At 65.6% G+C, this 9848-nt stretch carries 13 protein-coding genes; 6 read left to right on the top strand and 7 right to left on the bottom strand.

What is annotated here, in order from left to right; translation table 11 throughout:
- Positions 1-190 precede the first annotated feature (190 nt).
- The gene (locus Q7T84_RS17395; RefSeq protein WP_304811350.1) at positions 191-958 is read right to left on the bottom strand and encodes a helix-turn-helix domain-containing protein; all 768 of its coding nucleotides are present in this window, start codon (positions 956-958) and stop codon (positions 191-193) included.
- Positions 959-1046: 88 nt separating this feature from the next.
- Here Q7T84_RS17395 and Q7T84_RS17390 point away from each other — a divergent pair, with 88 nt between their 5' ends.
- The gene (locus Q7T84_RS17390) at positions 1047-2309 is read left to right on the top strand and encodes an MFS transporter (RefSeq protein WP_304811348.1); all 1263 of its coding nucleotides are present in this window, start codon (positions 1047-1049) and stop codon (positions 2307-2309) included.
- On the opposite strand, the gene Q7T84_RS17385 is transcribed toward Q7T84_RS17390, so the two are convergent.
- Both Q7T84_RS17385 and Q7T84_RS17380 read right to left on the bottom strand, forming a co-directional pair.
- Positions 2306-3109 carry a DUF1295 domain-containing protein gene (locus Q7T84_RS17385; protein WP_304811342.1) on the bottom strand — a complete coding sequence of 268 codons (804 nt, stop codon included), beginning with the start codon at positions 3107-3109 and terminating at the stop codon, positions 2306-2308. The two genes, Q7T84_RS17390 and Q7T84_RS17385, sit on opposite strands and share 4 nt — an antisense overlap.
- Positions 3110-3169: 60 nt before the next feature.
- Positions 3170-4159: an aldo/keto reductase gene (locus Q7T84_RS17380; RefSeq protein ID WP_304811340.1), complete on the bottom strand. Its 990-nt coding sequence runs from the start codon at positions 4157-4159 to the stop codon at positions 3170-3172.
- Between the two features lie 148 nt (positions 4160-4307).
- On the opposite strand from Q7T84_RS17380, the gene Q7T84_RS17375 reads away from it, so the two are divergent.
- Positions 4308-4499 (top strand): hypothetical protein, encoded by a 192-nt coding sequence (locus tag Q7T84_RS17375; RefSeq protein WP_304811338.1) that lies wholly within the window; start codon positions 4308-4310, stop codon positions 4497-4499.
- On the opposite strand, the gene Q7T84_RS17370 is transcribed toward Q7T84_RS17375, so the two are convergent.
- Positions 4496-5305, bottom strand: coding sequence for an alpha/beta fold hydrolase (locus Q7T84_RS17370; protein WP_304811336.1), 810 nt, complete (start codon positions 5303-5305; stop codon positions 4496-4498). The genes Q7T84_RS17375 and Q7T84_RS17370 overlap by 4 nt on opposite strands.
- Positions 5306-5381: 76 nt before the next feature.
- Positions 5382-5951 carry a TetR/AcrR family transcriptional regulator gene (locus Q7T84_RS17365; RefSeq protein WP_304811333.1) on the bottom strand — a complete coding sequence of 190 codons (570 nt, stop codon included), beginning with the start codon at positions 5949-5951 and terminating at the stop codon, positions 5382-5384.
- Between the two features lie 109 nt (positions 5952-6060).
- Between Q7T84_RS17365 and Q7T84_RS17360 the strand changes: the two genes are divergently transcribed.
- The 4 genes from Q7T84_RS17360 to Q7T84_RS17345 are packed head-to-tail and all read left to right on the top strand — an operon-like array spanning position 6061 to position 8479.
- On the top strand, positions 6061-6831 hold the full coding sequence (locus tag Q7T84_RS17360) for an SDR family NAD(P)-dependent oxidoreductase (RefSeq protein WP_304811331.1): 771 nt from the start codon (positions 6061-6063) through the stop codon (positions 6829-6831).
- A 10-nt stretch (positions 6832-6841) separates the two neighbouring features.
- The gene (locus tag Q7T84_RS17355) at positions 6842-7396 is read left to right on the top strand and encodes a hypothetical protein (protein ID WP_304811329.1); all 555 of its coding nucleotides are present in this window, start codon (positions 6842-6844) and stop codon (positions 7394-7396) included.
- 51 nt (positions 7397-7447) lie between these two features.
- Positions 7448-7738, top strand: coding sequence for a 2TM domain-containing protein (locus Q7T84_RS17350; protein ID WP_304811327.1), 291 nt, complete (start codon positions 7448-7450; stop codon positions 7736-7738).
- Between the two features lie 9 nt (positions 7739-7747).
- Positions 7748-8479, top strand: coding sequence for a dienelactone hydrolase family protein (locus tag Q7T84_RS17345; protein ID WP_304811325.1), 732 nt, complete (start codon positions 7748-7750; stop codon positions 8477-8479).
- On the opposite strand, the gene Q7T84_RS17340 is transcribed toward Q7T84_RS17345, so the two are convergent.
- Together Q7T84_RS17340 and Q7T84_RS17335 are read right to left on the bottom strand one after the other, a co-directional pair.
- The gene (locus tag Q7T84_RS17340) at positions 8476-9285 is read right to left on the bottom strand and encodes a phytanoyl-CoA dioxygenase family protein (RefSeq protein WP_304811322.1); all 810 of its coding nucleotides are present in this window, start codon (positions 9283-9285) and stop codon (positions 8476-8478) included. The two genes, Q7T84_RS17345 and Q7T84_RS17340, sit on opposite strands and share 4 nt — an antisense overlap.
- A 138-nt stretch (positions 9286-9423) precedes the next feature.
- The coding region (locus tag Q7T84_RS17335; RefSeq protein ID WP_304811320.1) for a cytochrome P450 at positions 9424-9848 on the bottom strand (425 nt) is incomplete at its 5' end.

Below are 9848 nucleotides of genomic sequence, written 5' to 3'. Positions count from 1 at the left end.
GCTCGCGGCCTTCAAGGCGCCCAAGCGGGTGTTCTTCGTCGATGAGCTGCCGCGCAACGCCATGGGCAAGGTCCAGAAGAACCTGCTGCGCGAGCGGTTCGCGGGGACGTTCGGCTAGGCTACTCACCCCACCTCGTCATTCCACGGATTAGCCTGCGGCCGCAGGATGATGAGGTGGGGTGAGCGGCCTCTACGGCTGATACCGGCTCGGCGCGACGCCGAGCAGGCGTTTGAACATGGTGGCGAAGGCCGCGGGGCTCTCGTAGCCGAGGTCGAGGGCGATGGCCGTCACTTGGTCGCCGGCCGCCAGCCGGGGCAGGGCGACCAGGACGCAGGCCTGCTGCCGCCATTCGGCGAAGCTCATTCCCGTCTCACGCCGGAACAGCCGGGTGAAGGCGCGCCTGCCCATCCCCAAGGCGTCGCTCCAGCCGTCGATGGTGTCGTGCGGGCTCGGCTGCTCCAGGAAAGCATGACACCTGGCCACCAGGGCCGGTGTCATCGGGAAGGGGACGGCGAGCGGGATCACCGGCGCTCGTTCCAGTTCGGCGATCAGCAGCGACATGACCAAGCCGTCGCGCCCATCCAGATCGTACTCCCGCTCGATCTCGCAGGCCTCGACCAGCAGGCTGCGCAGCAGAGGTGAAACCCCGATGACCCGGCTCTGATCGCCCAGCGTGGCGCAGGTTCCGGGATCGATCAGCACGCTGCGGGTGCTGACCGCGCCGACCATCTTCACCGAATGCAGCACGCCGGCCGGAGTCCAGACGGCGCGCTCGGGCGGCGCCACCCAGGCGCCGTGCGGCGTCGAGAGTGCAACGACCCCCTTGGCGGCATAGAGCAGCTGGCCGCGTAGGTGCGAATGCCACTCCAGCTCATGCGAAGGTGGATAGTCATTGCCGATGGCGACGACCGGCCGTGGGATGTCCTGATAGTCGTTCGGATCGATCCAGGTGGTCATTGTCCCACTCGCAAAACTGAAAGACCCATAAGGGAATGCGGGCGAACCGCGAAGCGCCTAAGCGACGCCCATCAGTTTGGAGCCTCCGATGAGCGAGCAGACCATTTCAGTCAAACCAGCGGGCCAACCGGTTGCGGATACCGCCTTCGGCGTAATCCTCGCGATCAGCTTCTGCCACCTGCTCAACGACATGATGCAGTCGCTGCTTCCGGCCATCTATCCGAACCTCAAGGTCGAGTTCGGCCTGACCTTCGGGCAGATTGGCGTGGTCACGCTCGCCTACCAACTCACCGCCTCAATCCTGCAGCCGATGATCGGCCTCTATGCCGACAAGCGGCCGACGCCCATGGCGCTGCCGGCAGGCACGCTGTTCTCACTGGCGGGTCTCGTGGTGCTGTCGGTGGCACACTCCTACCCGATGCTGCTGGTCGGGGCCTGCCTGCTGGGCATGGGTTCCTCGGTCTTCCACCCGGAGTCCTCGCGCGTCGCCCGCATGGCCTCAGGCGGCAGGTTTGGCTTGGCGCAATCGCTGTTCCAGGTCGGCGGCAACGCCGGTTCGGCGCTTGGTCCCTTGGCCGCGGCTGTGGTCGTGGTGCGCTGGGGCCAGTCGAGCTTGGCCTTCTTCGCTCTGCTGGCCCTGCTGTCGGGGGCCATTCTGTGGAACGTGGCCAACTGGTACCGCACTCATGGCCTAGTCAGGCTGCAGGCCGCCGCCAAGCGCGGTGAGACGCAGGCGCCAGTGCCGACCCGCCAGGCGATGTTTGGCATCGCGATTCTGCTGGCCCTGATCTTCTCGAAGTACGTCTATCTGGCCAGCCTGACGAACTACCTGACCTTCTACATGATCGACCGGTTCGGAGCCTCGGTTCAGGTCGCGCAGTACCACCTGTTCGCGTTCCTGGGCGCGGTGGCGGTCGGCACGGTGGCCGGTGGGCCGCTGGGTGACCGGTTCGGGCGCAAGTACGTGATCTGGTTCTCGATCCTGGGCGTGCTGCCGTTCAGCCTGTTGCTGCCCATCGCCAATGAATTCTGGACCCTGCCGTTGACGGTGGTGATCGGCCTGATCCTGGCCTCGGCCTTCCCGGCGATCGTCGTCTATGCCCAGGAGTTGGCGCCCGGTCGGGTCGGCATGATTTCGGGGCTGTTCTTCGGGTTCTCGTTCGGCATGGCCGGGATCGGGGCGGCCGTGCTGGGCGCGCTCGCCGACGCCACCAACATCGAGACGGTTTACCGGGTCTGCGCGTTCCTCCCGGCGATCGGCCTGCTGGCCGCTTTCCTGCCCAAGGTCGGTCAACATCGCCAGCCTCCACCTTCGCCGACGCCAGGTCTCGAGCCGGAGACCGTGCCCTAGCCTCTGGGCGCGCGGGGCGGCAGGGGGATGAAGCTCGATGTCCGCTGGATATAGGCTTCATACCCCGGCCGCTTGCGGCGCATCGGGCCCTCCAGGGTAGGGACGCCGCTCAGCTTGGTGAGCAGGACGGTGATGACGACAGGACCCAGGATCGAGGCCGCGCCTATCCAGCCGGTCTCGGCGGCGATCAGGTAGAGGCCCCACCAGACGCAGGCGTCGCCGAAATAGTTCGGGTGCCGCGTATAGCGCCAGAGGCCGGTGTCCAGGACCTCGCCGCGATTGTGTGGGTTGGCTCTGAAGCGCGCGAGCTGGAGATCGCCAATGCTCTCGAAGGCGATCCCGACGACGGCGAGGACGATCCCCGCCCAGGCCAGCGGTCCAAGCGCGGTCGTCGGTGCGTATTGGCCGAGCTGGACCGGCAGGCAGACGATCAGTTGCAGCGGCGCCTGCATGGCGAAGACCATCATCAGAGAGGCCTTGGCGAAGCTCCAGCCACGCTCGGACTGCGCCTTGCCGAGCATGACGACATAGCGATGGTCAGGGCCAGCTTTCCGCCAGCGCGAGAATAGATGGAGACCGAGCCGGAGCCCCCAGACGGTGCAAAGCGCCAGTAGCGCGATGGCGTGCGGCCCGTGGCCCCCGGTGAGCAGGTAGGTCGTCCAAGCGACGACCACCATGCCGATGGCCCACCAGCTATCGACGAAGCTCACGTCCTTGAGGCGGATCGAAATCAGCCACAGGGCTAGGAAGCAGGCCGCAACGCCCACTGCGTTGACGATGAGGATATGAGTCACGTCCATTGCGGGAAGTTGCCGTCGTTCCGTCAGGGAACGCAAACGGAACGGCGGCTGCTGGGTTCCCTAGGCGTCGACGAGCGTCATCCCGCGTTCGTCGTAGCGTTCGCCTTGCACCTTCGTGGCCAAGCCATCGAGGCTGGCGGTCTCGTCGGCCGTCAGTCTGATCTCGGCTGCTTGGAGGTTGGCCTCCAGGTTCGCCAGCTTGGTCGTGCCAGGAATGGTCACGACATTGGGCTTTGTCGCCAGCACCCAGGCCAGCGCGATCTGCGCGGGCTGGGCGCCCCTGGCCTCTGCGAGACGCTCGATCTCTTTGACCAGATTGATATTGGCCTCATAGGCCTCACCCTTGAATCGTGGCGAGACGACCGCGCGGTAGTCCTGGCCTTCGGGTCTGTGGTCGCGGGTGAAGGCGCCGGTCAGCATGCCCCGGCCAAGCGGTGAATAGGCGACCACGCTTACACCGGTCTCCACGCACAGCGGCAGCACCTCGCGTTCGATGTCGCGGGTGAAGATCGAATACTCCCATTGCACGGCGGCGATGGGATGGACGGCTTGGGCCCGCCGCAAGCTGTCGGCATTGACTTCCGACAGGCCAATCGCGCCGATCTTGCCTTCTTTCACCAGCTTGGCCATCGCCTCGACGGTTTCCTCGATGGGGCGGCCGGGATCTTTGCGATGCAGGTAGTAGAGGTCCACGTGGTCGGTCTTCAGGAGGCGCAGAGATTGTTCGATGGCGCGGCGCATATTGGCTTCCGAGCCGTCCACCCCGCGCACGGTGCGTTCCTTCAGGTCGCCGACCGGGCCGAACTTGGTGGCGATGAAGGCCTTGTCGCGGCGGTCGTGGAAGGCCGCGCCCAACAGCTCTTCATTGGCTCCGAAGCCGTAGAGTTCGGCGGTGTCGAAGTGATCCACGCCGCGGTCGAGGGCGGCATGCAGCAGCTTGACCGCCTCGCCCTGGTCCATCGGCTCGCCATAGGCGATCGACATTCCCATGCAGCCGAGGCCGATGGCGTTCACTTCGCGGCCGGTTCGGCCGATTTCCCGACGGATCATGGCAGGTCTCCGCAGATACAGATTGTGGGGGATGTGAGTGCTCACTCACAAAGCGATAAGTAGCTTCCGTTCTCGAAAGCGTCAAGGGGAGGGCGTTTGTTCCTGGCGTGATTTCGGCTGGCGTCCGCGCCCCGGCCCGTGAATTTACATGGCCGAGGCGGTGCTTCTGACCCGCGCGACGAAGCCGGCGAACGACGGAGCCTGGCGCCTGGGCATGCTGACCGTGCGGGCAGACCTGCAGGACCGCAAACTCGGGCGCATCCTGCTTGAGGCGGCGGAGGCGCACCTGGACTGTTTGGCGCGAGCGTCGTGGTCGCGCCGGGAGCGGCGAAGGGTCTAGCCGCCAGCGATCCGGGCTTCGATCAGGGGAACCAGCCAGGCGCCGCGTCGGACGACGCTCATATGAGTGGTGCCAGGCAACACCGCGAGTTGGGCGTCGGGGATCAGGCGCGCGGCTTCGCCGGCCCGGTCGATCCGCACGAAGTCGTTGTCGCCGATCACTAACAGGACGGGCGCGCTCAGGGCGGCGATGTCGGCCCGCGGCCAGCCCGGCCACTGCGCCAGCATGATATTGAGCCTGCCCAGGATGTCCTCAAACGCGTCCGGATCGGGCGCGGTGCGGCGGAAGCTGTCGGTCCAGGCGGCGAACTCCTCGGGCGTCGGCAGCAGGGGGATGAGTTCAGCCGATGGCTCATGTGTGGGATCGCGCTGCAGCTTCACCAACTCCGGCAACATGTCGTCGAAGGTGTAGGTCGCCCCGATCGCTGTGATGCTGGCGACTTGTTCAGGATGGCTTATCGCGACGCCGAACGAGACCAGGGCGCCTAGGCTGTGGCCCACGAAGTGCGCGCTGGGCACTTGAAGGTGGGTGAGCACCGCGGAGGCGTCCTGCACCATCTGCTCCAGCGTGATCGGCCCCTTGCGATCACCAGTGTGACCGTGACCCTGCATCTCCATGGCGATGACCGGCCGCAGGCGCGACAGCCTCGGCAGCAGTTCCTCGCCGAAAGCGGCTTCGATGGTCACCGCCCCACCGTGCAACAATACGAAAGGCGTGCGGGCACGGTCGGGTAGGCCGCCGTGTATTTCGTAATAGACGTCTAGGCCGTCGCTGGTGACGTAGCCGCTGCTCGTCGTGGTCGCCATCAGGGTCTCCTTGTCGCGGGTTGCGAGCAGAGGACGAACGGCGAGGCTGCCCACCGACAGAATAGGTTCGAAAAGATCAGGCGCGCCAGGAGTCCAATACGGCCTCGGCGGCGGCGTCCAGTTCGGCCTCGCTCCAGCGGCGGCCTTTCAGTTCGGTCTTCAGCATGTAGCCGACCGGAGCGAAGAACAGGTTGGCCAGCAGGTCGCCGGGCAGGTCCTTGAACAGCCCGCGCTCAATCCCTGCCGCCCTCAGGCGCCTGACCGCTCCGGAGATCGCCTCATGAGCCGCGCCGCCTTCGCGCTTGGAGAGCGCGGATTCGGCGAAGCGCTGGCCGAACATGAAGGCGTCGGAGTCGGCGCGATAGGTGTCGTAGAGCTTGCGCCAGACCCGTTTGGCCCGCGCGTCGGGGGCTTCGTCGCCGTGCTCGCCATCGCTGATGGCCTCGAACACGCTCTGCTTGATCCCACGATAGACCTCGATCAGCAGGTCGTCCTTCGATGGAAAGTGGCGATATAGCGTGCCCTCGGCGACGCCGGCCGAGCTGGCGATCGCAGCCGTCGTGGCCGCCTCGAAGCCGTCGCGAGCGACGATCTCAAGGGCCGCGCGCAGCAGCTTGTCCTTGGTGGTGAGGGCCGGGGTGAGCATCTGCTCACAGGTCAAGGGCTAGGCCGACGATGTCAAGTCTCGGCTTCTGTGGCGCAGCGGCGGAAGGTCGCGCTAGAACATCGCCAACGAGAAAATCAGGGAGCTGCACATGGACTTGGGTCTTAAGGGCAAGAAGGCGGTCGTTACTGGCGGGTCGCGGGGCATCGGTCGGGCTATCGCCGATCTTCTGGCCGACGAGGGCGCCGATGTCGCGATCTGCGCACGCAACGCCGAGCAGGTCGCCGCCGCCGTCGAAGCGCTGAAGGCCAAGGGCGTGCACGCCTGGGGCCAGGTCGTCGATATCGCCGATGGCCCGGCCCTGAAGGCCTTCGTCCAGCAAGCTGGCGAGACCCTGGGCGGCATCGACGTGATGGTCTCCAACGCCAGCGCCCTGGTTCAGGGGAACGGCGAGGACGAGTGGCAGGCGATGTTCGACATCGACGTCATGGGCGCTGTCCGTACCTTCGAAGCGGCCAAGCCGTTCCTGCTGAAAGCGGGCGAGACGAATGGTGACGCGGCTTTCCTGATCACCTCGTCGGTTTCGGCGGCCCAGGCCGACAATCCCTCGTCCTACGGCGCGATGAAGGCCGCGCTTATCCACTACGCCAAGGGCGTGGCCCGCGAAAACGCGTCTAAGCATGTCCGCTGCAATGTGATCTCGCCGGGCACCGTGTTCTTTGAAGGCGGCGTCTGGGGCAATGTGAAGGCCGGCATGCCGCAGTTCTTCGAGCAGATGATCAAGCGCAACCCGACCGGCCGGATGGCGACGCCGGAAGAGGTGGCCGCCGCGACCGTGTTCCTGGCCAGCCCGCGCTCGGCCTTTACCACCGGCATCAACATGCTGATTGATGGCGCGATCTCGTCGCGCGTCAATTTCTAGGGCTAAGGCTTTGGAATACGACTACTTCCAACTCCGATTGGGCCGTGAACGCACGGCCCAAAAGGCGCTCGCCGACCGGCTGCACGCCACGTCCGATGTGGTGGCGGTGTTCGCCCCTCTGCTGGGCTTCGCCTCCAACGAGGCGTTGGTCTTGGCGCGGGCCGGGGTCGAACTTGGCGTGCCGGCTGAGACCGTCGACCGCCTGACTCCGACCCTGCGTCCGACGCAGGACATCAGGCCAGAGCCGGGCGGGATTTACGTCCACAACTGGTTCACCATCGATGGCGAGGCGGTCGACGAGTTCGTCCGCTTGTCGGGCGAGGCTTGGCCCGACTTCGAGCGGCGGTTCGAGACCAAGATCTATGGCCTGTTCCTCGCCGCCGAGAGCGAGGCTGAACGTGCCGACGGCGCGCGTCGGCTATTGTTGATGACCCGCTATCGCGATCTGGGCGAATGGCAGGTCTCCCGCGATCCGACCTCCGATGCGATGCAGGTGTTCCTGCGCCGCCGGGAATTGACGCGGGCGTCGCTGGCTCGGGCCTGCATCGTCATGCCGCGAGGCTAGGGGGCCAACCCCAACTGGATTGAGATCGAGCATCGAAATCGGAGCGACGTCATGGCTGAAGACGAGGAACTAAGGCTCCGCAGGCTCGCCGAGCGACGGGCGGACGCAAAGCTGGGCTTTAGAAGTCACTTGGTGGTCTATGCGATCGTCAACGCTGTATTGGTGGCGATCAATCTGGCGACCTCGCCCGGCTATCTCTGGTTTGTCTGGCCGATGGCGGGATGGGGAATTGGGCTGCTCGCTCACGGCTTCTCGGTCTACGCCCATGCTGGTGATTACCGGGAGCGGATGGTCGAGAAGGAACTGGCTCGTTTGCGCAACAACCCGCCGCCGAAGCCCTAGGGACCTCACATGATCGAGCAAACCGTCGAGATCGCGACTGAAGATGGCGCGACCACTACCTTCATCGTTCATCCCGAACGCGGCGGACCCCATCCGCTGATCATCTTCTACATGGACGCTCCGGCGATCCGTGAGGAGCTGCGCGACATGGCGCGCAGGCTGGCCAGCTGCGGCTACTACGTGATGTTGCCGAACCTCTACTATCGCGCCGGCGTATTGGAGATGACGGCTGAGGATCGAGCCGATCCCGAGCACAAGCGAGTGTTCGAATTGATGAACGCGCTGACCATTCCGCTAGTTATGGACGATACGGACGCGCTGCTCGCCTATGCCGACAAGGACCCGGCGGCCTCGAAGGGCAAGGCTGGCTGCGTCGGCTACTGCATGAGCGGGCAGTTCGCCATCAACGCGGCGGCGCGCCATCCGGGGCGGATCGCGGCGGCGGCCTCGATCTACGGAACCTTCCTGGTCACCGACAAGGGCGACAGCCCGCACATCGTGGCCTCAAGGGCGGAGGCCGAGCTCTATTTCGCCTGCGCCGAGATCGATCGCTGGGCGCCGCTGGAGGTAGTCCAAGCGCTGGACGTCGCCTTGAAGGCGGGCGATGTCCGGGCCGAGGTCGAACTCTATCGCGGCGCCCAGCACGGTTTCGCCTTCCCGCAGCGCGCCGCCTACGACAAGCCCTCCGCTGAACGGCACTGGGAGCGGTTGGTGGCGCTTTATCGGCGGAACCTGGGCTAACGATCCACCGGCGCGATCCACCCGTCTTCTAGGCTCTTGAGCGGGTGGGAGCCGGTGACCTGGCCCATGAACGGCGGCCAGATGTTGTAGCCGAGCAGGTTTTGCAGGCGCGGCGACATCGCCTTGGCCCGTTCGCGCGGGACGCCCAGGTAGAAGTTCTCCTGGGTTCGGCCCCAGGGCTCGCAATACTGGTTGGTGTAGGCCAGCCGCGGCGCCTGGCTGCGGTTGGCTCCGCCGCGGTGGAGCAGGGTGCCCTGGAAGATGACGGCGCCCCCGGCGGGCATGGTCACCGGCCGCAGCATCCCGATTGCCTCGCGCGGGTCGATGGTGGCGAGCTTCTCGTCGCTCCAGGTATGACTGCCGGGAATGATGTCCGTTGCGCCATTGGTGTCGGTGAAGGCGTCGATGGCGCCGATCATCGACAGGCTTATGGCTGGCCGTGGACGGGGCTGACGATAAAAACCGTCGTCGGAGTGTACGCCCTGAGCCACTTCGCCGGGATAGATGCAGATCGCCTGGCTGGCGGTGAGCAGGTAGCCGGGCTGGAGGAAATGGTCGAGTAGGGCGAGCAGCCGGGGCTCTTCGGTGAGGCGCTCGAACACCGGCCCGCGTGCGACCAGGGTGTAGACGCGCTCGGTCGCCAAGCCCTCGAAAATGTTGCGGCCGTGATGGCTGCCTAGATGAGGCGCCAAGGCTTGGCGGGCCTCGCCCAACGCGTCGGCGTCGGCGAAGTCCTCAATAATGGTGTAGCCATCCTGCGTCAGGCGCTGGACATGGGCCTCGATATCGAACGGCGTGGGGGTCACGTTGGCCGGCTCCCTGGGTTTCGGGGGAATCTAACCGAATGACGGCAGGGCAAGTCCAGGGCGTTCGTTGTCCCAATGACGAAAGCGGCGGCGCGAGATACTCGCGCCGCCGCCGGGTCTGGAGAGGTCTAGGATATCCTAGAGCCGCGAGGGGATGATCACTCGCATCGACTCATAGCCCTTCACGAAGGTCGAGAAGACGCGCTTGGGCTCGCTGACGACTTGGATGTCGGGGAAGCGCGCGAGGATCTCTTCCCAGATGATCTTCAGCTGCAGCTCGGCCAGGCGGTTGCCGACGCAGCGGTGGATGCCGAAGCCGAAGGAGATGTGGTTCCGGGGCCGCTCGCGGTCGATGATGTAGTCGTTGGGACGATCAATGACCTCGTCGTCGCGGTTGCCCGAGACGTACCACATGACGACCTTGTCGCCCTTCTTGATGGTCTTGCCGCCCAGTTCGTAGTCCTGCGTCGCGATCCGGCGCATGTGGGCCAGCGGCGTCTGCCAGCGGATGGTCTCGGAGACCATCGACGGGATCAGCGAGGGGTTCTCGCGCAGCTTCTTGT

The sequence above is a fragment of the Phenylobacterium sp. genome (assembly GCF_030654915.1).
In the GTDB taxonomy this organism is placed as follows: Bacteria; Pseudomonadota; Alphaproteobacteria; order Caulobacterales; family Caulobacteraceae; genus Phenylobacterium.
The sequence above is the reverse complement of the archived record's forward strand: the minus strand, read 5'-3'. Positions and strand labels throughout refer to the sequence as shown.